Below are 21,607 nucleotides of genomic sequence, written 5' to 3' on the forward strand. Positions count from 1 at the left end.
CAAAACCAGATTATTTAATCATTTTGTACCTTTGTAATTCAATTAAAATCCAATGGCAGAAGACTTAACAATAACAAAAACTGGTACTAAAGAAGAACAATATGTATCACTTATTCCCCAAATAGAAGCCTTGCTTTATGGAGAAAAAGACTTAATAGCTAATTTGGCCAATGTTTGTGCTGCATTAAAAGAACAGTTTGGATGGTTTTGGGTTGGTTTCTATCTAATTAAGAATGATGAATTGGTTTTAGGTCCATTTCAAGGCCCTGTAGCTTGTACCAGAATTAAAAAAGGAAAAGGCGTATGTGGTACATCTTGGGAAAAAGAAGAAACTATTATTGTTCCAAATGTGGATGAATTTCCTGGTCACATTGCTTGTGCTTCTGCATCAAAATCAGAAATCGTATTGCCACTTTACAACGGTAAAAACATATTAGGCGTATTAGATGTGGATAGTGAATATCTTGCTCATTTTGATGAGATTGACGCTAAATACTTAAATCAAATTGTTAATTTAATACATGCCTAAATTACCTTATTCTTTTTACCAACAGGAAGATGTAATCAATCTCGCTGTTCAGCTTTTAGGAAAACAATTATTTACTTTAATTGATGGTAAATTAACTGGTGGAACAATAGTGGAGACAGAAGCTTACAATGGAATTATAGATAAAGCTTCCCATGCCTACAATGGTCGTTTTACACCGCGAACTTCAACTATGTATGAAGCAGGTGGTGTTTCTTATGTTTATCTGTGTTATGGTATTCATCATTTATTTAATGTTGTCACCAACACTAAAAACAATCCAAATGCGGTTTTAATTCGCGGTATTGAGCCTATAGAAGGACTTTCAACTATGCTGGAACGTAGAAATATGCAAAAATTGGAGTCCAGAATTACTGCTGGTCCAGGTGCATTAGCTAAAGCATTAGGGATTGACAAAAACCTAAATGGTAAAGATTTACTCGGTGATGAAGTTTGGATTGAAGACAACGGCGTTCATTTTAAAGAAGAGCAAATAGTAGCTTCACCGCGAGTTGGTGTAGATTATGCCGAAGACCATGCCTTATTACCTTGGCGCTTTTATATAAAGGGCAATAAGTTTGTGAGTAAACCGAATTCTTAAGTAAAATAAAACCATTTCATTTTAGTTGATGTTTATTAATAAAAACATCAGCATGAAAAATGAAAAAAATATAGCCATACTTAAAGAAATGGCAGAAAAAGTTAGAATTTGTATGTTTAATACCATCACTAATGATGGATTTCATAGTCGCCCAATGGGAACAGCAAAAATTGAAGAAGATGGAAGTATTTGGTTTTTCACAAATGAATATTCTCCAAAGTCTAAAGAAATCTCAAGAGATAATGAAGTTAATTTGGGTTATAGTGAACCATCAAGCAATACATATATCTACGTAAATGGTAAAGCAGAGCTAGTAGACGATCAAGCCAGAAAAGAAGCTTACTTTTCTCCATTTATTAAAGCTTGGTTTCCAGAAGGAGCGGATGACCCTAACCTAATCTTAATTAAAGTTACCCCAAATGTTGCTGAATATTGGGATTCAAGTTCTAGCAAAATGGTGGTTGCATTTCATATGTTAAAGGCAATTGTAACTGGCGATACTCCTGATTTAGGAGAACACGAGAAGATAAAGTTTTAGTAATTAATAAGATGTTATTAAAAAGTCTAGCCTTATGGTTAGGCTTTTTTTTGTTAATATTGAAGCATGAATTTCGAGAATAACTTAGCCTTTGCTCAAGCCTTAGATCAGCAAGATCCACTCAGAGAAATGCGTAATGAATATCTATTTCCTCAACAAAATGAGAAACCATTTATCTATTTGTGCGGTAATTCGTTAGGATTACAACCTAAAGTAGCACGTGAAGTTTTAGAAGTTCAATTAAACAACTGGCAAAACTTAGCAGTTGAAGGTTGGTTCGATGGAAATTCCCCGTGGATGTTTTATCATAAAGAGCTCAAAAAAATGATGGCACCACTAGTTGGTGCAAAACCAATTGAAGTTTGTCCAATGAATACGTTAACTGTCAATCTTCATTTATTGATGGTTAGCTTTTATCAGCCAAAGGCGAAACGTTTTAAAATAATCATGGAAGCTGGTGCATTTCCATCAGATCAATATGCAATAGAAAGCCAGGTGCGTTTTCATGGATTCGATCCAAAGGATGCTATAATTGAAGTAAAGCCAGCTGAAGGAGAATACACGCTAAAAACCGAAAATATTATTAAAGCAATAGAAGATAATGGAGAGGAAATAGCCTTAGTATTGTTCGGGGGGGTTAATTATTTTACAGGTCAGTGGTTTGATATGCCGGCAATTACTAAAGCAGGACATGAAATTGGTGCACTAGTAGGCTTCGATTTAGCTCACGCTGCTGGAAATGTACCTTTACACTTACACGATTGGGATGTTGACTTTGCATGCTGGTGTTCGTACAAATATCAAAATGCTGGGCCCGGTGGGATAAGCGGAATCTTTGTTCATGAAAAACATTTCAATACACCTATAAATCGCTTTGCGGGATGGTGGGGTTATAACGAAGAACAACGTTTTAAAATGGAAAAAGGGTTTATTCCAGAAGCTGGAGCCGACGGTTGGCAGGTAAGTTGTACACAAGTAATGCCAATGGCTTTATACCATGCATCGTTACAATTATTCGAAAAAGTAGGCTTTATGGATAGCCTAAGGACAAAAAGTAAAACTTTATCTGCTTATTTATTTTTTATTATAAATCAGGTAAATGAGAAGTTAGGAGAGGAGCAGTATAAAATAATAACGCCTCAAACAGAAGATGACAGAGGGGCGCAGGTTTCTATCATTGCAAAGGCAAAAGGAAAGAAAATATTTGACGAATTAGTTGCTCACAATGTGCTTGGCGATTGGCGTGAACCAAATGTAATACGTTTAAGTCCTGTACCTATGTATAATAGTTTTGAAGATGTGTACAAAATTGGAGAGTTGTTATTAACCATTAGCCAATCCATAAAATGATAAATTACAATCCCAAGGAATGGATGAGTTTCATCTTCCACATTCACAAAGCAGATACATTTAGAAAATTATGGCCTTTAATGCTGAGTGTAGCAGCTTTCTCTGCTGGTTTAGCGTATCTAGAACTTAATTATTTAAAACTAGCGGAAACTACTTATATCAAGAATGTAGGGATGATGCATAGCCTTTTAGGTTTTGTCATTTCCATGCTATTGGTTTTTAGAACTAATACTTCATACGATAGATGGTGGGACGGAAGAAAATTGTTAGGTGCATTAACCAATGTAAGTAGAAATTTAGCTATCAAAATCAAAGCATTAAACTTAGATCAAGAAGACGTTGAATTTTTTAAATACGCCATTCCAAAATATGCATTTGCCTTAAAAGAACATTTAAGGGAGAAACAGTATTTCGGAAAGGATAGTTTTTTAATAGAGATTGATGGTGGTAAACACATTCCTAATCAAGTTGCTACAAGTATGGTAAGCAGAATATATGCTTTACAAAAATCGAATAAAATCTCTCAAGAACAACTCATTACCTTAAATACGGATGCAAGTCAGTTTACAGATATTTGTGGTGGTTGTGAACGGATTAGAAATACGCCAATCCCGTATTCATATAGTGCTTTTATCAAGAAATTCATTTTCATTTACGTGTTAACATTACCTATTGGTTGGGTATTTAGTTTAGGTTATTTCGTGGTGCCAATTGTGCCTTTTATTCTCTATGTATTAGCGAGTTTGGAGTTAATAGCTGAAGAAATAGAAAACCCATTTAATCAGGACGCAAATGATTTACCAGTAGATGAAATTTGCAATAACATTGAAAAACACGTTAGAGAGATATTGAGTTGATTTTTCAGAAGCATGTTAAAAATCTCCTATAATCCCATACACGCACATCCCTTACCGGAAGGGCATCGGTTTCCGATGCTCAAATACGAATTAATACCAGCTCAATTACTTCATGAGGGCACTATTCAACAAGAAAACTTATTTGCACCAGAGCCAACACTGGAAGAAAACATTTTAACCACACACGATAAAGACTATTGGTTACAACTCAAAAACCTCACTTTGCCAGCTAAAGAACAACGTAGGATAGGCTTTCCTTTAAACGCAAAGTTAGTAGAGCGTGAAATTAGAATTGCACAAGGAACAATTGATGGAGCTTTGTTTGCCCAACAGAACGGAGTAGCTTTTAATGTGGCTGGCGGAACACATCATGCAGGTAGCAATTGGGGGGAGGGATTTTGTTTACTAAACGATCAAGCTATTGCGTCTAACTATTTGTTAACAAATAATTTAAGTAATAGAATCTTAATTATAGATTTAGATGTTCATCAGGGTAATGGAACTGCAGAAATATTTCAAAATGAACAACGCGTTTTTACATTTTCGATGCATGGCGCTAAAAACTTTCCCTTCAGAAAAGAACAATCAGATTTAGATATTCCATTAGAAGATGGTACAGATGATGAAACTTTTTTAAGTAAATTGAAAGAAGCTTTGGTTTATGTATTTAAAAAACAGCAACCAGATTTTGTATTCTATTTGGCCGGAGTAGATGTATTAGCAACAGATAGTTTAGGTAAACTAGCCCTCAGTAAAAATGCATGTAAGCAACGCGATGTATTAGTTTTTGAAGCCTGTATACAGCATCAAGTTCCTGTTCAAGTAAGTATGGGGGGAGGCTATTCTCCTAATATTAAAACCATTGTAGATGCACATTGCAATACCTTCCGCGTAGCGAGAGATTTATTTTATTAAATTCTTACCTTCGCTACATGCTAGAAATTATCTATCAAGATGAATATTTAATTGCCATTAACAAACCCCATGGATTACTCGTACACCGTTCGAAAATAGCAAATGATGCAACAGAATTTGCCTTACAACTTTTACGCGATCAAATAGGTCAGCATGTTAATCCAGTACATCGTTTAGATAGAAAAACAAGTGGACTTTTACTTTTTGCATTTACCAAGGAAGTAGAAATTGCTATGCAAAAACAATTTCAAGAAAGTTTAGTCGAAAAGAAATACCTAGCCATTTTACGCGGTTATGCACCAGACCAATTGGATATTGATTATCCCTTAAAAAAGGAAAATGGAACATTACAAGAAGCATTTACTTCATTTGTTACTTTGCAACGAGCGGAAATCGAAGTTCCTTTTGGTAAGCACCCAACCTCACGTTATTCTTTAGTTGAAGCCACACCAACAACAGGGAGAATGCATCAGCTTCGTAAGCACTTTGCACATATCTTTCATCCCATTATTGGTGATAGAAAACATGGTTGCAATAAACAGAATGGATTTTTTGCCACACAATTCGAAATGACAACTATGCTACTTCATGCATCAGAACTTAGCTTTAGTCACCCAGTAACCACACAAAGAATTCAGTTAAAAGCAACACTTCACGATGAGTTTAATAGAATGATGGATGTGCTAAAATTTACCAGCTAGTATAATAATTGCTATCTAAAAGCTGTTATTACTACATCTATGATTACATATTCACGATTTACCCCCGTGTTGCTTATTCTTTTTTTAAGCAGCTGTTCTTCTATTTACATACCAAGTGTACCTAATACGCCTATGCTAACCACACAAGGCGAAATTGCTGCTGGTGCACATATTTCACTAAAAGGAAATGCTAATTTTAATTCGGCTTACGCCGTAAGCAACCATTTTGCCATACTGGCTAACGGTGCTTATATGAACAACGAAAGCACCAAAAAAGACATTAAACATAAAATGGTAGAGTTTGGCGGAGGGTATTTCAATACTTTCGGACCAAATAAAAACCGAATATTAGAGATTTATGGAGGTATTGGTAGTGGTAAAAGCGATAGGTTGTTCAGACAATTTGATGATAACAAAAATCTAATCAGTATAGATCATCAGAAAGCAAAATATGATAAGAAGTTTATTCAGGTGAATTATAGCTCTAAAAAGAGAGATAACCTCCGCCTATTTGGTGTGAACTTTGGATTAAACTTTGGTACGGCGTTGCGTATGAGCTTCGTTAAGACCAATGATTTTTTCAGAAATAACATACAACAAGCCAATGAAGATAATATCTTTTTAGAGCCAGTTTTCTTTACTCGAATGATTTTAAGCGATGAAGTACAATTACAATACACTAGCGGAAGCAATTTTGGTTTAAAAAACCGCAAGTTCTTAAATGCGGGCAATTCTGTATTTAGTGTTGGAGCCGTTGTAAATTTAGGGAGAACTGCTAAAAAACAATAAGAAGTTATTGTAAATTTGTTAGCATGAGGTACTATCTACTAATCTTATGCTTATTTGTTTTTAAAGCAGATTTAAAAGCTCAAGCTACTTTTAAAGAATATTTCTTCTCCTTAAAGAAGGTAAATATTGACAGCGGTATTACTTTAACATTTGATGAACCCGCACAGTTAAATCCCAAAAAACCCACTAAACTTATCTTATTTGCTTTACCAAACGGAAATACTACTGCGCAAACTTTTGGTAAAAAATTAACCAATGGTGATGATTGGCATTTTGATATCCAACATATTGGTGCCCAAACTGCATTTATTCGTAATGCAGATCGAAACACAAATTACATTGTTGTTTACTTAGAAAATGAATTAAAAAGTTGGCCAGGTTGGCGAAGGAAGTTTTTAACTGGAGATCAGCAAATAGGTGAACTGGTTAATGGTTTAGCAAAACGTTATAAAGAGTATAAACCTAAAATTACATTAAGTAGCCATAGTGGAGGAGGAAGTTTAATTTTTGGTTATATCAATTCACAAGTTCAAATACCAACTTTTATAGAACGCATTGGCTTTTTGGATGCAACGTATGGCTACGAAACGGAAAAGCATCAAGAGAAGCTTACAAATTGGCTAAAAACAAGGAATAAATCTTTGCAAGTTATGGCATACAACGATAGCGTGGTGGTTTATAATGGCAAACCGCTGGTATCGCCAACTGGCGGAACATGGTATAGGAGCCAATTAATGGCTAAAGATTTGCAAACCAAATTTAACTTAAAGAAATACGATTTGGCAGATCGGATGAATTGGTATAATCTGAATCATCTCATCGATTTCTCTTTGATTAAAAACCCAGAGGGTAAAATTTATCATACTGTATTGGTGGAAAAGAATGGTTTTATCCGTTTACTATTTAATGGTACAAAGTATCAAGATAAAGATTATCAGTTTTGGGGAGATAGGGCGTACCAACAGTATGTTTTGCAGTAATCATGGAACATGAAAGTGGAAATTTGATTCGTAAAATTATCCATATTGATATGGATGCCTTTTATGCGTCGGTAGAACAGCGAGATTTTCCAGAATATAGAGGTAAACCTTTGGTTGTAGGTGGGTCACCTGAAGGTAGAGGTGGAGTGGTGGCAACTGCAAGTTATGAAGCTCGCAAATTTGGGATCCGCTCTGCAATGACAGCTAAAAAAGCACAACAACTTTGTCCATATGCCATATTTGTAAGACCAAGATTTGCGGCTTATAAGGAAGTTTCTCAAAGAATACGAGAAATATTTAGTCGCTATACCGATTTAATCGAACCTCTTTCACTAGATGAAGCGTATTTAGATGTCACTGAAGATAAACTAAACATCGGATCTGCGATAAGCATTGCCGAACAAATTAAACAAGCTATTAAGGACGAATTACAGTTAACCGCATCTGCTGGAGTTTCGATTAACAAGTTTGCTGCTAAAATTGCTTCTGATATGAATAAACCTGATGGTTTAACATTCATTGGACCTTCTCGGCTAGAGAAATTTATGGAACAATTGCCTGTTGAAAAGTTTTTTGGGGTTGGTAAAGTTACTGCTGAGAAAATGAAAAGGCAAGGTTTACACACTGGTGCAGACTTAAAACAATTAACCGAACAACGCTTGGTACAGCTATTTGGTAAAACAGGGAAATTCTTCTATAACATAGTAAGGGGCATAGATAATAGACAGGTACAGCCACACCAAGAAACCAAGTCTATAAGTGCAGAAGATACCTTTTCTTACGATTTAGACAAGGGGGAAGAGCTTACTGATTGGTTAGTGCAAATTGCTAAGTCTGCTTTTAAACGGGTACAACATTATGAAATATATGGCCGAACCCTAACATTAAAAGTTAAGTTCGGAGATTTCAAAATCATAACAAGAAGTATGTCCTTTACCAACCCAATTACAGAATTAGATCAGGTATTAGAAACCGTTAAAACATTATTGGATCATTTAGAATTAGGCGATAGAAAAATTAGATTGCTAGGTGTTTCCTTCTCTAATTTTGGCGAAATTAAACCCAAAATAAAGTACAATAATTATCAGCCTACACTTTTCCCTACACCCAACACTTAACATTTAGTTAATTTTAACGAAACAAATTAATTGTATTTTTGATTTAATAGAAGTCTAATCTTTTTAACGATGAAAGTAAATACTATAATCATAGCTATTGTAATTGTGGCGGTTTTGGCCTTTGTTTATTTTATCATTAAACGTAATAAAAAAGACCAAAAGGAATTAGAAAACGAGCTTAATCAGCGAGAAATAAAGCCTAACAAACATGATGAAGAACATGTTTAACTAATCCTTAACGATTTAATGATTGGTTTTGTCACGTTAAAGAACTTCCTTAACGTTAATATAGATTGTCTAATTTTAGTTTTTACTGTACCTAAAGGAAGATTTAACCTTTCTGCGACTTCTACATGGGTATACCCTTCAAAATAAATCAAATCGAGAATATTCTTTTGATCGGGTTTTAAGTTTTGGATTAATTGTTTTAAACCAATTATTTCTGGGTTAAACTGATTATTACTCTGTTTATCAAGTATAAGTGTAGGAATTTCATTTAGATCATCTGTCTTCTCTAAATTTGAACAATACTTACTTCTTAAATGATCAATAGCAGTATTTTTAGCCAAATTTGCCATCCAGGTAAATAATCTTCCTTTTGAAGCATCGTATTGTTCAATAGATTTCCAAATTTTAATAAAAGTATCTTGTAGAATATCTTCCGCTATCTCATCAAATTTCACAATTCGAGTAATTATCCCCATTAGGGAAGAAGAATACATTTTATACAACTGACTTATAGCTTTTTTATCACCTGTTTTAATGCCATTCACTAGAATGGTTTCCAAAGAGTTTACTTCATGAAGTAATTGCTTTTTAGAATTTGATGTATTGATAGGTAATACCAAGGCGACCATTTGAATATTATTAGTACTAAAATGACTAACAACAACACATACCTAATGTTTGGCATACTCTTAAAAGCTATGCGAATTTAAAATGCTGAAATGTAAAGACTTGAGATAATAACTTTTAGGAAAAATTAATTAGTACTGCCTAATTGATCTATCAAAGTTTCTAATAAGGTATCAATATCAAATGGTTTTGGTACCACTTCGTCTGCACAAACTTCTTTTACTCGTTCTATTTGAGGGTGGGTTGATAATACAATCACTGGAATATGACTGGTTCCTTCAGCTGCTTTTATCTGGCGACAAAGTTCAGTCCCTTGTACCGTTGGTCTAACAATGTCGAGTAAAATAGCATGGGGTTTAAATTTCGTAATGTGCTCGAATATATCTATTTCATTAGCATAAAGGCTAGATTCATATCCAGCTTCGTCCAATACTATTGAAATCAATTCTAAAATATCCTTATTGCTTTCAACAACTAAGATGCGTTTTTTCATGTATATAAATATAAATACAAATTTAATTAATTTAATGAAGTTTGAATTAATAATCTTGTTCTATGTTGAAATCGGAAGAAAAGTAAAATTGAAGCCGTTAAAAGTCCAAAAGTTAAACCATACCAAATGCCTCTTACACCCATACCAAAATGAAAACCCAATAAATAACCTAATGGAATACCAATAATCCAATAGGATAAAAATGTGATAAAGGTTGGCATATTTACATCGCCAATACCACGTAAAACACCTAAACCGACTACTTGTGTGCCATCAAATAATTGAAAAAAGCCTGCTATAATCAATAATTGTGCAGCAATTTCAATCACTTTCAAATCGCTTGTATATAAATAGGGTAAAAGAGAATTGGCCAGAATAAATAGGAGTGCTGTACAACTCATAAATGCTATTACTACATGATAACTTGCTATTGCAGAGCGACGAAGATCTGTGAAATTCTTTTGCCCTAAATAATTACCTGTTTTTATGGTGGCAGCAGAAGCAATACCACTTGCTACCATATAGGTTAACGCGGCCAATGTAATTGCAATTTGATGAGCAGCTTGAGGCGCAGCACCGATGGTGCCAATAATGATGGCAGCACCACTAAATGCACTAATTTCAAAAATATATTGCATGGCTACAGGAGCCCCAATTTTAATAATTTGAACACTTCTAATTTTATCAATGGCATACAGTTTAAAATGCTCAAGGTAAACTTTAAAGTTCTTGGATCTCATCACATAAATACCCATCACCAAAGCCATTAACGTACGATCAATTAATGTACTTAAACCGACGCCTTTAACGCCCATTGGTTCAATACCAAACATTCCCTTCACAAAAATAATTCCGAGTATAATGTTTAAAATGTTTCCGAAAATCGAGATCATCATGGCTTGCATAGTAAACCCTAATCCCTCTGCAAACTGTTTAAAGGTTTGAAACACCATTAAAGGGATAATTGAAAAAGCGAGCAGACCTAAATAGGGTTTAGCATAAGCCACAACTTCTGGTGATTGTCCTAAATGACCAATGATAGATAGGGTTCCAAAATGCAATAATAGATAGAGGATAATACCTGATACGATATTTATTAATAAGCTATTAGAAAGTAGTCGACCACATTCACTATAATTTTTACTGCCGTTTTGTTTGGCGATTAATGGGGTTAAACCATAAGATAAGCCAAGGCCTAACACCATAATGATAGTAAAAAGGCTATTTACTAAAGATACAGCAGCTAATTGAACGGTACCCGCAAACTGCCCGACAATTACACTATCGGCAATATGTACGGCCATGTGGCCAATTTGTGAAACTACAATTGGAGTAGCAAGAATAAGATTTTCTTTGTAGTACGGTTTGTATTTAGTGTAGAGCGCTTTAAGCATAAGGTTTGCAAATTCGCATTTTTATTTCTATTTGTCATCCTGAACTTGTCGAATGATAAAAATAAACTCAATTATTTTATATCTGCTGCTGTAAAGTATTCTTCTTTTTCTGAGGTATGTGGTAAAATTACACCGGTAAGAATTAGACTAACGATAATTTTTTGAGCTTTTTTATAAGCGCTGCGGGTAAGTTTGCTGTATTCTTTTAACGTAATTCGACCATGCTCTGCTAAGTAACTCAATAATTTTTTTTCATGTTCTGAATAAGAGAGGAGTTGTCCATTCTCATGATTACCCTCTTTCAAAACATCAACAATAATTTTACTAGCCAATACACTTTTGTCTTTAACTCTAAAATATACCCACCATTTTTTGTTATCATCTAATGCGTAATGTGGCTTGGTATCGCTTTTAGGAATATCAACTACCAAAACAAGTTTGTCATCTACATAAATTTCTTCAAACTTTGGTTCTATGGCTGGTTTGCAAAATAAATGTGCCGATTTAGTAATCATGTACTTTTCTTCATCTTCAGATTTTACACCTTTAATACTGCCATCATCGGCCACGCCAATTAATAACTTACCACCTCTGTTATTTGCAAATGCAACCAGTGTTTTGGCAATTTTTTCGTTGTTGCTAATGGTTTTTTTAAAGTCCAAGCTCACATTTTCGCCTTCTAGGATTAATCTTTTGATGTTCATGGCTCAGCATTAAATTATATAGCAACTCTCTGTTTTTCTCCTGGAAATTTATTTCGCAAATAAATCTCATTCATTACCGTAGCACACAATTCGCCTTGTTTATTAAATAATTCCATCGGGTACGATTTCACAAATTTTCCAGTTTCTGTTAAAGATGCTTCAGCCTCGGCAATCATTTCATCAGTAACTTTTAAGGTGAAATACAAACTTGTTAAACCTGGTTTAAGGTATTGGATGGATGCACTTTTTAACCAAACTCGCACTTTAAAACCCCTCCTTTGCATAAGTTGGTCAAATAAAATAGCATAAAATGGGTCTGTTGCTGCATAAATTGAGCCACCAAATATAGAACCATTGTAGTTTCTGTTTAAAAAGCTGTTGCTAATTTTAACATCGACGCCTCTAAAATCAGGATGAAATTTCTTAACCCAAATGCGTTGAAATAATAAAGGAGGATATAAACACATAGCCCATTTAAGGGTTTTTTCCGAAACTATCATGATGCTTAAATATCAGAAATAGAATTGAGCTTTAAAAGTTTATTCTAGGTATTCAGGTATATGATAGTAGAATAATAAAAAGTAAAACCTTTAAGAATATTCATTGATTTGGGTAAAACATTTTAATTACCAACGTGTTAGCGTAATAGTTAATTAATTACACTCACTGGATGGTGAGCATATTTACGTGAAAAAAACATTAGGCTACCTATGTTTAAGTAAATGTAAACCCTTAATAATAGACGTATTGTTAAGGGTTATTTATTTTAATAGGCGTTATTAAAAAATAGTAGTAAATTGGTGTTATGCATATTTATGACACACTTACCGCTGCAGTTGCCGATTTAGAGAAAAGAGGCTACGAATATGATTTTACATTAGCCCAAGATTGCATTGAATGTAAATCATTAGATCTTCAATTAATGCCAGAAGAATTTGAAATTGATGAATTTTATCGCTTCGAAGGCATGACTGATCCTGGAGACAGTGCAGTTATTTATGCGATTTCATCGCCAGTTGGCAATTTAAAAGGTGTTTTAATTGATGCTTATGGTGCGTATGCTGAAAATATATCGCCAGAATTATTGGATAAATTAAAAATACATCACGATAGTTAAATTGATTTTTCATAACCTCTAATTATTATTTTTTAATTTGTGAAAAGCATACCGATGCGATTTTTTACTGTTATTGGTTTTCCAACACGGGGTCTTGCCTCAGTTTGCCGCCACTGAGGGGCTCTTTCTTTTCTCTTGATAGAAAAGAAACAACAGATCAAGAAAGAACGATGCTTCCGCCCTTAGGCCTACACTTGGCTCGCCGTTCTTTCAGGCCACGCTCTTTGGTATAATACTAAATATAGATGCTTGTGCTGTTCTAATTAACATTGCTCAAAGAGTAAAGCTTAAGCTTTATTCAGTTTTTTGGAAAGAAGAATATGCACAATATTTAAATTTAATAAAGTTAAAAACCATTCAGTGATTTGTTTCGTAAGTAGGGTAACAACAACTTAAAAACAAAAATAAAATTTTATGAAAAAGCAATTCTTAAGCGTAGCAATGGGTGTAGCATTTTTAGCTATGGCAACTGCTTGTAATTCTACTAAAACAGGTTCTTCAATGGCAGATAGTACCGCAATGGATACTACCATGGCTGATACTACTATGAGTACTGAAGCTGGTGTAGAAGTAGGTGGAGCAATGATGGTTCCTTCTAAAAACATTGTAGAAAATGCAATGGGTTCTAACGATCATACCACATTGGTTGCTGCTGTTAAACAAGCGGGATTAGTAGAAACTTTAAGTGGGGCTGGTCCTTTTACAGTATTTGCCCCAACTAATGAAGCATTTGCTAAAGTACCTGCAGCTACTTTAAATGATTTAATGAAACCAGCTATGAAAGCTGATTTAACTAAAATTCTTACGTATCATGTAGTTCCTGGAGCATTAAAATCATCCGATTTAAAAGATGGAATGGAATTAACAACTGTTCAAGGTCAGAAACTTAAAATTACTACAAAAGATGGTAAATGGATGGTGAATGGCGCTAACATTACCATTGCAGATGTAATTTCTAGCAATGGCGTAACCTATGTTATTGATGGTGTTTTAATGCCAAAATAAGCTTTTCGTTTTAAATAATTAATTTTTAAAGCCTTTTCTATTTTATAGGAAGGGCTTTTTAATTCTATATAATTTTTTGTAGTTTAATCGCTCCAAACTGTATTATATGAACGCCTCAAATAAGCGAAACATTACCCTCATTGTTATCGTAGCCGCACTAGGTTATTTTGTTGACATTTACGACCTTATCCTTTTTTCGGTAGTTAGGGTTAAAAGTCTAAAAGATTTAGGCGTAGCCGATGATGATATGCTAAGCATTGGTGCTACTATTATAAATAGTCAAATGTTTGGAATGCTGATTGGTGGTATTCTTTGGGGTATTTTAGGCGATAAAAAAGGGCGATTAAGTGTATTATTTGGCTCTATTATATTGTATTCACTTGCTAATATTGCTAACGGATTTGTAAGTTCTGTAACAGCCTATACCATTATTCGTTTTATAGCTGGTGTAGGTTTAGCTGGCGAATTAGGTGCAGGAATTACCTTAGTGACCGAAAGCATGGGGAAAGAAAATAGGGGTTACGGTACCATGATTGTTGCGGGAGTTGGTTTATTTGGTGCTGTTGCTGCTGCATTAATCGGCGGACATTACACCTGGCAAACTAGCTACTTTATTGGGGGTGGCATGGGTTTATTATTATTGTTTTTACGTGTAGGTTTAGCAGAATCTGGTTTATTTAAGGATGTAAAAGAAACAACTGTGCAACGAGGTAATATGTGGATGCTCTTTAACAATGCTAGTCGTTTTAAAAAATATGTATGCTGTATTTTAATAGGTTTACCACTTTGGTTTGTGGTAGGTGTATTAATTACTTTTTCTCCAGAATTTGGTAAAGCATTAGGTGCCACAGGCATTTTAAATGCTGGAAAAGGTGTAATGTATTGCTACATCGGTATTGCAACAGGCGATGTGGTAGCTGGATTTTTATGTCAACTATTAAAATCACGTAAAAAAGTAATGCTGATATTTTTGCTATTAACAGCGGTTGCAATTGTTGTGTATTTAAATGCTAAAGGACTAAGTCCTGAAACATTCATTTGGTTAAGCTTATTTTTGGGCTTTGCATCTGGTTATTGGGCCACCTTTGTCACTATTGCTTCAGAACAATTTGGCACGAATTTAAGATCTACAGTAACTACAACTGTGCCCAATTTTATTCGCGGATCTGTAATTGCGGTTACACTTTCTTTTCAATTTTTAAAAGGCGAAGTTGGGATTTTGCAAAGCGCACTAATTGTCGGTTTTACCTGTGTAATTATCGCATTGGTAGCTTTAAGTCAGTTAAAGGAGACCTTTCATAAAGAGTTAGATTACGTAGAAGTTTAAGCTCAACATTTAATTCCCGCCCCTTAAGGTTACTGTGTGGGTAATCTTTTTAAACATCTTTCTTCGGCTATTTACAAGGTTCCATTCAAAAAAACATTGCCCTGAGCCAAGAGCGATTGTCAATACCCAGTGCCAGCCAAATCAAAAAAACAGTAGTACAAAAGAACAATTACCACTTCCGAACCTTAAACGTAGTGGTTTTGTGCTCAATTTTGCAAATACTTTCATTCACAACTAACTAACAAAACGATGTGAAGCTGTTTTTTTGATGTGTGGGTGGGAATATGTGAAAAGGCACATCAGGGTATTGATAAGCATTTTTGCATACTTTTGATGCTTCAAAAGTTTGATGCCCTGCGGCATAGCGCACAAACAAACTAAATATTTGCGTCCACACAGTATTCTAAAGGACAGAGAGAGCATAGTACAGAACAAATCACAGGAACTTTAATAGGGCGAGGTTATGTCAAAAAAATGTACTATCTAAACTTTCAGTTAGCATTAGCTAGTAATAGCCTTAACTTTGTGTCAGATATAAAAATGTTTGCAACGTTAATTTTCAACTTTCAAACATTCCAACTTTAAAACAATAAGCATGTTTAGGGACGAAGTAGCGGCAGCGTATCAGCATATACAAGATAGCATTTGCGAAGGTTTGGTTCAGGCAGACGGAAAAGCAAAATTTGAAGAAGAGCTTTGGCAACGTGATGGAGGCGGTGGAGGTAGAACCCGTATTATGCAAAACGGGAACGTGATAGAGAAAGGTGGTGTAAATTTTTCTGCAGTACATGGTAAGCTTCCCGAAGCAGTAAAAAAAGCTTTTAAAGTTGATAGTGATGACTTCTTTGCAACTGGCGTTTCTATCGTTATGCACCCAGAAAACCCATTTGTGCCTATTATACACATGAATATCAGGTATTTTGAAATGGATGAGCAAACACGTTGGTTTGGTGGTGGTATAGATCTTACACCTCATTATGTTATCCCTACAGATGCTCGCTTTTTCCATCATCGCTTAAAACAAACCTGCGATAACTTCGATGCTTCTTTTTATCCTAAATTTAAGGCAACAGCCGATGACTATTTTTTCATCAAACATCGTGAAGAAACAAGGGGAGTGGGTGGTATTTTTTACGATAGACTAAAACCAGAAAATACAGGTTTAGATTTTGCTTCGATATTGAGTTTTTCAGAAGCTGTTGGCAATACATTTTTACCTGTTTATACCGAATTAATAGATCGCAATCGTGATACCTCTTATACAGATCAACAAAAAGAATGGCAGTATTTACGCAGAAGCCGCTATGCCGAATTTAATTTAGTGTATGATGCAGGTACTAAGTTTGGATTAGAAACCAATGGCCGTATCGAAAGTATTTTAATGAGCTTGCCACCAACTGCTAAATGGAATTACAATCCTCAAATTATAGCTAATAGCGAAGAAGAAATTACTCAAAACTACCTTAAGAAGGGCATAGACTGGGTGTAGTTTGTTATTTAGGCTAAACTTATTGGTTTAAGCGAATTAGTTTAATAGTTGTAGGTTGATTAATTTAGCCAAAAGTAGGACGCTCGCCTCAGAGCGGAGATATTTTAGTTAACCATCATCGACATTCATTTGTGTTTGCAAATTATCTTCTTTTTATCAACGTCCTACTTAGTCCGAGTCTTGTTCTACTAAATGTACAATTTTGAATACCAGTATACACCAAAACCAGCACGCAACCCAAACTAATACAGAACTAAACAAGAACTCTTCCAGAACATAAGTCGCGGTAAGGTCGCTATAAGGTCGCCATAGTGTCGCGGTAAGCAGTAAGAAAAAATTAAGATTTGTAACGGAAAATCGTTGTAATACGGAATGGTTTTTAAATATACATTTTTTAGGGCAAAGGCTCGCTCAATTATTAAAGTATTGTATTTTGGTTTTCTGTAATGGCTATTACCAATCCTGTTTGGAAAACTAGGTTTTTAAAATGGATTTAAGTGATCTTTTGGAACACTTAACCAATTGGGGGTACAGAGGTGTCTAGATCTTTTAAGATCAGCTCACTTTCTTTTATAACTTCATGAATGAGTAGATCTAATTCCTTGGCCGATTTGGAAAGATAGTCGAATAGGAGTTGGTTTGTTTCAGTTGCATGCTCATCCGCAATCAGTTCTGTTAAAGACATAATTTTTGTAAGTGGCTGCCTAATACTATGAGATTGAATATGTACTATCTTTTTCAATAGCGTATTTTGCCTAGAGATAGCGCCAAACTGTGCAACTTGCAAGGTCACATCATTCACAATAAGCAAAGTAGCTCTTGAACCCCTTAAATCTATATCACCCCATAAAATTTCCGCATCAAGCATGATAGTGCCCTTACCTATGTGTTTGTAATATAGCGGCGTTTTTAAGTCTGCAGAGCTTTCGTCTGCCATCTTTTTTATCAAATCCTGATGATCTTCGGGAATGAGTATATCGGATAATTTCAGCTTAAGAAATTCATATTCTGAATATCCATAAATGGCGCAGGCTGCTTGATTAATTTTTATAAAACGCTTCGATTCAGTATCAAAGATAAGCTGTGCACAAGGGCTCATGTGGAATAACTTTTTATATCGATCTTCTGTAGCATCTAGTGAACTATGTAGCGCTGTTTTTTGAAGAATTTCCTGCTTCAAATTTTCTTCCATCACTATTTTTGATTGTATAATTCGATTCAAGCTTTTTATCGTTTGACGAATCATCACCACCGTTACAATATTAAGAAAAAGGAAATTGATCGTTTGCTTTAACCATATTTTCAAGTTCAACGCATTGCCGACTCCACTATTGATATGAAATTTAATGATACAAGCAATGAAAAGGCAGACCATCATGTTAAGATAAATGGAAAAATACGCGTACCTGCCATTTACCTGCAACGCATAAAAAACACTAAAGAGTAATAGGTAAATAAATCCAGAACTAGTTATGCCTTGATATAAAAACGAGAGGGTGCCGATGATTACTAGAGGTGTTGAGGATAAGAACTTTCGCAAAGGCAGGTTTATCTGACGTATGAGGGATATACTAACAGTAAACAGATAAAAAAATAGGCCATACATTGCCATTGGACTGATGCCTATTCTGGCATTTAATACTAATCCGAAGAGAATTACCACTAAGCCTAACGGTATGCCATACGTAATTGCATGTAGAAATACAGTATCTGAGATGTGTTCTGATTCTGATGTTTTGGAATAGCTAGGGGATAAAATGGCACTTTCAACAAATTGTTGATACGTATCCCATACTTGCGGTATTATTTTTACCCGAACCTTAATATTTTGCATGTGATATGTAGTGTTTTCTTTTTAAATTTATTTACTTGAAGGCCGCTCTGCTGATGCATTGCCTATGTTTGGGGCGTGCCAATTGTAAACTCATTATTAAAATGCCTAAAGGTACGGTAAGAAAGGCTATTTGGAAGTGATGAGCAGGAATATAATTGGTTTAGTTACGCTGATTTTCATGCTATATTCCATTTTGCTAATTCTTCCTATTTCGCAAATTTATAAGATATATCTAATTATACTACTGAAACAGTTTAATTAAGTTACCTTGTGCTTGCTTTAGCGTTTAGGCATTAAAAAAAATAGCTGATGTGTTTTTCTGCTCCGGCAAGTTTTGTAGCAGGTGTTGGCCTGTTACTGGTAGGTAGTGCTGCAGTAGTAAAGTCGAAAACTGTTCCCCAATATGTATTATCGAGTATCCCTATTTTATTTGCGGTACAGCAGAGCCTAGAAGGAGTGGTTTGGTTAGGCCTATCGGATCCGGCTTATGCCCATTGGCTCCCATGGGCAATTTATCTATTCTTGGGCTTTGCGCAGTTAGTATGGCCTATACTAGTTCCACTGGCTATCTTGCTTTTTGAAAAAGAACCGGTCAGAAGAAAGTTCCTACTTGTTTTTTTGGGCATTGGAATTCTTACCGCCGCCTATTTGGGCTACGCACTGTTAAACTTCGAAGCCACTGCCAAGATACAAGAGCACCACATTCAGTATGCCCTTCAATTTCCATTTCAAAGCATGTTGCTGCGTGGAATTCCCTATATGCTGGCAACAGCCGTTTCTCCATTTTTTTCTAGCCATAAACAGCTCAGGCTGTTGGGATGGGTACTTGTAGGGTCTTACATATTTACTGCATTGATCTATTGGCAATACCTCACTTCGGTATGGTGTTATTTTGGCGCCCTGTTAAGTTCACTCATCCTCTTTATTATCATTAAACTCAATAAAGAAGTTGAAATTCGGTAAGAGAAAACAATACTGGGAAAAATAGGGGGTGATTTAAAATTTGGGATAGACTAATCATTTCATCAATGCTGTTCAAGTGATGGAAATCAAACCTTCTTATGCTGCTTGTCATTTGTTAGTAGCGTATTAACTATCAGATTTGTACCAAATTTCATCATGAACAGAAAAGAGTTTTTAGGCCTAACTGGAGGAACAATTATTATTGCAGGTGCAACTTATTATGGCTTCAGCGATAAAAGTAATTTTGTGAGGGCAGATATAGGGTCTGATAGCCAAGTTAAAACACAACTAACAGCAGATGAGCAGCATATCCTATATCTTTCCTCCTTAGCTCCAAGTGGACATAACACACAACCCTGGTTAATTAAGTATATTGAGCCTTTGCATTGGATTATCTGTAATGATAAGCGCAAATGGTTGCCTGCTGTAGATCCGATGCAAAGGGAAACGATTTTATCTATTGGTGCATTTATTCAGAACTTGGAATATGCCGCTCATAATAGAGGCTATAGGTGTGAATTTAGTTTAATGGCCAACACCAATCAGGATGAAAAAGTAATGGATGTAAAACTGATCAGATCGGGCAATTTGTTTAGGTATAACAGCACTAGTATTTTACAGCGCCGTACAGTACGATCAAACATACTTTCTGAAGGGCTAAAAGCAGATGATGTCCATCTGCTTATTGATAATGAACCCGATTACGTTCACTTTATACAGCGAACGGCCAAAGCATACCACTATCTTAACGAGCAAACCATTGAAGCCAATAGGATTCAATCTTATCGCAATGCAGCGCAAAAAGAACTGGCCAACTGGATCAGGTTTTCCAATACCGATGCTGAAACCTATCGAGATGGCCTTACCACAGGCAGTATGGAAATTGAAGGTATTTCGGGTTGGATAGTCAGAAACTTCTATGGTAAATCCAATGTAATGGGCAAAAGCTTTCGGGACCAAAATATTCATCAGGTCGAAAAACAGGTCGCTTCTTCTGGGGGCTGGTTTTTACTAACAAGTAAGGATGCTTCTGTTGCCAGCCTGATTGAAACTGGTAGACGGATGCAACGCTTATTTTTAAAAGTAAGAGATAAAAATATCGCCATACATCCAATGACCTAAATACTGGAAGAACCATCTGTTCGTCAAGGTCTAAGGGCATCTATCGGTTTAAATGATTCGGTGCAGTTTATATTACGAACGGGGTATGTGAAGAATTATCCTCAACCTGTTTCATTAAGGCGGCCGATAGCTAAGCTGATAAGTTTTTGAAGAAAACAACTTAATTAAAACTGGGCGAATATTTGCTCAGGTCTTTTGTTATAACCTATTGTCTTCTGCTCATCTAGCGCAAGCGTCCTTGTATATAGTTAATTGATAGTTAACGACAAGTTAAACTAATTTTATAAAGGTTGATCTTGCTTATTTTCAAGCTTTTCATTTTAACATGTACTAACTGTATCCTTTCAAAATCAGTATACCGCTACTATTATTATTAGTTGATAATTTATTTTTAATACTAAAAATATTAGTATTATATTTGTTAGTAATTTATGGAATATAGCGATAAACATATCATCCACATGGATCAGGATGCTTTTTTTGTGTCTGTAGAAATCCTTAAAAACAGCAGCTTGATTGGTAGGCCTATAATTATTGGAGGTTTATCGGACAGGGGAGTAGTGGCTTCTTGTAGTTATGAAGCTCGTAAATTTGGTGTTCATTCGGCTATGCCTAGTCGTATGGCTCGTCAACTTTGCCCGCATGCAGTTTTTTTAAAGGGCAGTATGGAAGATTATAGTAAGTATTCCCATCAGATTACAGAATTACTTCAGGAAAAAGTACCTCTTTTAGAAAAAGCAAGTATAGACGAACATTATATAGATATGACGGGTATGGATCGATTTTTCGGTTGCATGAAATTTGCTCAAGAACTACGTCATTCGGTATTGAAACAAATAGGTTTACCGATTTCTTTTGGTTTATCTATTAATAAAACGGTTTCTAAAATGGCAACCAACGAGTGTAAACCAGCTGGCGAATTGCAGATT

At 35.2% G+C, this 21,607-nt stretch carries 23 protein-coding genes and 1 pseudogene; 18 read left to right on the plus strand and 6 right to left on the minus strand.

Annotated features, from left to right (window positions below; genetic code table 11):
• The first annotated feature begins 52 nt into the window (after positions 1–52).
• The 11 genes from WC622_RS10590 (at position 53) to WC622_RS10640 (ending at position 8,603) form a co-directional block, all read left to right on the plus strand.
• Complete coding sequence (locus WC622_RS10590; protein WP_372819658.1) at positions 53–529, plus strand: GAF domain-containing protein; 477 nt, start codon at positions 53–55, stop codon at positions 527–529.
• Positions 522–1,127 carry a DNA-3-methyladenine glycosylase gene (locus WC622_RS10595; protein WP_372819659.1) on the plus strand — a complete coding sequence of 202 codons (606 nt, stop codon included), beginning with the start codon at positions 522–524 and terminating at the stop codon, positions 1,125–1,127. Before WC622_RS10590 ends, WC622_RS10595 begins: the two co-directional genes overlap by 8 nt.
• A gap of 52 nt (positions 1,128–1,179) precedes the next feature.
• Positions 1,180–1,665, plus strand: a complete 486-nt coding sequence (locus WC622_RS10600) for a pyridoxamine 5'-phosphate oxidase family protein (RefSeq protein ID WP_372819660.1) — start codon at positions 1,180–1,182, stop codon at positions 1,663–1,665.
• Positions 1,666–1,731: 66 nt separating this feature from the next.
• Positions 1,732–3,015 (plus strand): kynureninase, encoded by a 1,284-nt coding sequence (gene kynU / locus WC622_RS10605; protein WP_372819661.1) that lies wholly within the window; start codon positions 1,732–1,734, stop codon positions 3,013–3,015.
• The gene (locus WC622_RS10610) at positions 3,012–3,872 is read left to right on the plus strand and encodes a bestrophin family protein (protein ID WP_372819662.1); all 861 of its coding nucleotides are present in this window, start codon (positions 3,012–3,014) and stop codon (positions 3,870–3,872) included. The genes kynU and WC622_RS10610 overlap by 4 nt, the downstream gene beginning before the upstream one ends.
• 12 nt (positions 3,873–3,884) lie before the next feature.
• The gene (locus WC622_RS10615; RefSeq protein ID WP_372819663.1) at positions 3,885–4,787 is read left to right on the plus strand and encodes a histone deacetylase; all 903 of its coding nucleotides are present in this window, start codon (positions 3,885–3,887) and stop codon (positions 4,785–4,787) included.
• Positions 4,788–4,804: 17 nt separating this feature from the next.
• Positions 4,805–5,488, plus strand: a complete 684-nt coding sequence (locus WC622_RS10620) for a pseudouridine synthase (protein WP_372819664.1) — start codon at positions 4,805–4,807, stop codon at positions 5,486–5,488.
• A gap of 132 nt (positions 5,489–5,620) precedes the next feature.
• Positions 5,621–6,277 carry a hypothetical protein gene (locus tag WC622_RS10625; RefSeq protein ID WP_372819665.1) on the plus strand — a complete coding sequence of 219 codons (657 nt, stop codon included), beginning with the start codon at positions 5,621–5,623 and terminating at the stop codon, positions 6,275–6,277.
• A 23-nt stretch (positions 6,278–6,300) separates the two neighbouring features.
• The gene (locus WC622_RS10630; RefSeq protein ID WP_372819666.1) at positions 6,301–7,257 is read left to right on the plus strand and encodes a hypothetical protein; all 957 of its coding nucleotides are present in this window, start codon (positions 6,301–6,303) and stop codon (positions 7,255–7,257) included.
• Positions 7,258–7,259: 2 nt separating this feature from the next.
• Positions 7,260–8,375, plus strand: a complete 1,116-nt coding sequence (gene dinB / locus WC622_RS10635; RefSeq protein ID WP_372819667.1) for a DNA polymerase IV — start codon at positions 7,260–7,262, stop codon at positions 8,373–8,375.
• A gap of 69 nt (positions 8,376–8,444) precedes the next feature.
• Positions 8,445–8,603: a hypothetical protein gene (locus WC622_RS10640; RefSeq protein WP_372819668.1), complete on the plus strand. Its 159-nt coding sequence runs from the start codon at positions 8,445–8,447 to the stop codon at positions 8,601–8,603.
• On the opposite strand, the gene WC622_RS10645 is transcribed toward WC622_RS10640, so the two are convergent.
• The 5 genes from WC622_RS10645 to WC622_RS10665 all read right to left on the minus strand — a co-directional run bounded on the left by WC622_RS10645 (position 8,600) and on the right by WC622_RS10665 (position 12,321).
• Positions 8,600–9,232, minus strand: coding sequence for an RNA polymerase sigma factor (locus WC622_RS10645; RefSeq protein ID WP_372819669.1), 633 nt, complete (start codon positions 9,230–9,232; stop codon positions 8,600–8,602). The two genes, WC622_RS10640 and WC622_RS10645, sit on opposite strands and share 4 nt — an antisense overlap.
• A gap of 125 nt (positions 9,233–9,357) precedes the next feature.
• Entirely contained in the window at positions 9,358–9,723 is a 366-nt protein-coding gene (locus WC622_RS10650; protein WP_372819670.1) for a response regulator, read from the minus strand.
• A gap of 26 nt (positions 9,724–9,749) precedes the next feature.
• A complete protein-coding gene (locus WC622_RS10655) occupies positions 9,750–11,117 on the minus strand; it encodes an MATE family efflux transporter (RefSeq protein ID WP_372819671.1) in 1,368 nt (455 codons plus the stop codon).
• 71 nt (positions 11,118–11,188) lie between these two features.
• Positions 11,189–11,821 (minus strand): helix-turn-helix domain-containing protein, encoded by a 633-nt coding sequence (locus WC622_RS10660; protein ID WP_372819672.1) that lies wholly within the window; start codon positions 11,819–11,821, stop codon positions 11,189–11,191.
• A gap of 14 nt (positions 11,822–11,835) precedes the next feature.
• Entirely contained in the window at positions 11,836–12,321 is a 486-nt protein-coding gene (locus WC622_RS10665) for a PaaI family thioesterase (protein WP_372819673.1), read from the minus strand.
• Between the two features lie 305 nt (positions 12,322–12,626).
• Here WC622_RS10665 and WC622_RS10670 point away from each other — a divergent pair, with 305 nt between their 5' ends.
• From WC622_RS10670 to hemF, 4 genes are all read left to right on the plus strand, one after another.
• Complete coding sequence (locus WC622_RS10670) at positions 12,627–12,938, plus strand: phosphoribosylpyrophosphate synthetase (RefSeq protein WP_372819674.1); 312 nt, start codon at positions 12,627–12,629, stop codon at positions 12,936–12,938.
• A 414-nt stretch (positions 12,939–13,352) separates the two neighbouring features.
• The gene (locus WC622_RS10675; protein ID WP_372819675.1) at positions 13,353–13,943 is read left to right on the plus strand and encodes a fasciclin domain-containing protein; all 591 of its coding nucleotides are present in this window, start codon (positions 13,353–13,355) and stop codon (positions 13,941–13,943) included.
• Positions 13,944–14,049: 106 nt separating this feature from the next.
• Positions 14,050–15,270 carry an MFS transporter gene (locus WC622_RS10680; protein WP_372819676.1) on the plus strand — a complete coding sequence of 407 codons (1,221 nt, stop codon included), beginning with the start codon at positions 14,050–14,052 and terminating at the stop codon, positions 15,268–15,270.
• A gap of 595 nt (positions 15,271–15,865) precedes the next feature.
• A complete protein-coding gene (hemF, locus tag WC622_RS10685) occupies positions 15,866–16,759 on the plus strand; it encodes an oxygen-dependent coproporphyrinogen oxidase (protein ID WP_372819677.1) in 894 nt (297 codons plus the stop codon).
• Positions 16,760–17,273: 514 nt separating this feature from the next.
• Here hemF and WC622_RS10690 read toward each other — a convergent pair.
• Positions 17,274–18,593: a PAS domain S-box protein gene (locus tag WC622_RS10690; protein WP_372819678.1), complete on the minus strand. Its 1,320-nt coding sequence runs from the start codon at positions 18,591–18,593 to the stop codon at positions 17,274–17,276.
• 309 nt (positions 18,594–18,902) lie between these two features.
• Here WC622_RS10690 and WC622_RS10695 point away from each other — a divergent pair, with 309 nt between their 5' ends.
• The 3 genes and pseudogenes from WC622_RS10695 to WC622_RS10705 all read left to right on the plus strand — a co-directional run.
• Entirely contained in the window at positions 18,903–19,556 is a 654-nt protein-coding gene (locus WC622_RS10695; RefSeq protein WP_372819679.1) for a DUF6629 family protein, read from the plus strand.
• 156 nt (positions 19,557–19,712) lie between these two features.
• Positions 19,713–20,678, plus strand: a complete 966-nt coding sequence (locus tag WC622_RS10700; RefSeq protein ID WP_372819680.1) for a nitroreductase — start codon at positions 19,713–19,715, stop codon at positions 20,676–20,678.
• Between the two features lie 431 nt (positions 20,679–21,109).
• Positions 21,110–21,607 (plus strand): annotated as a pseudogene (locus WC622_RS10705) (DNA polymerase IV); the annotation flags it as partial.

Source organism: Pedobacter sp. (assembly GCF_041662865.1).
Lineage (GTDB): Bacteria > Bacteroidota > Bacteroidia > Sphingobacteriales > Sphingobacteriaceae > Pedobacter.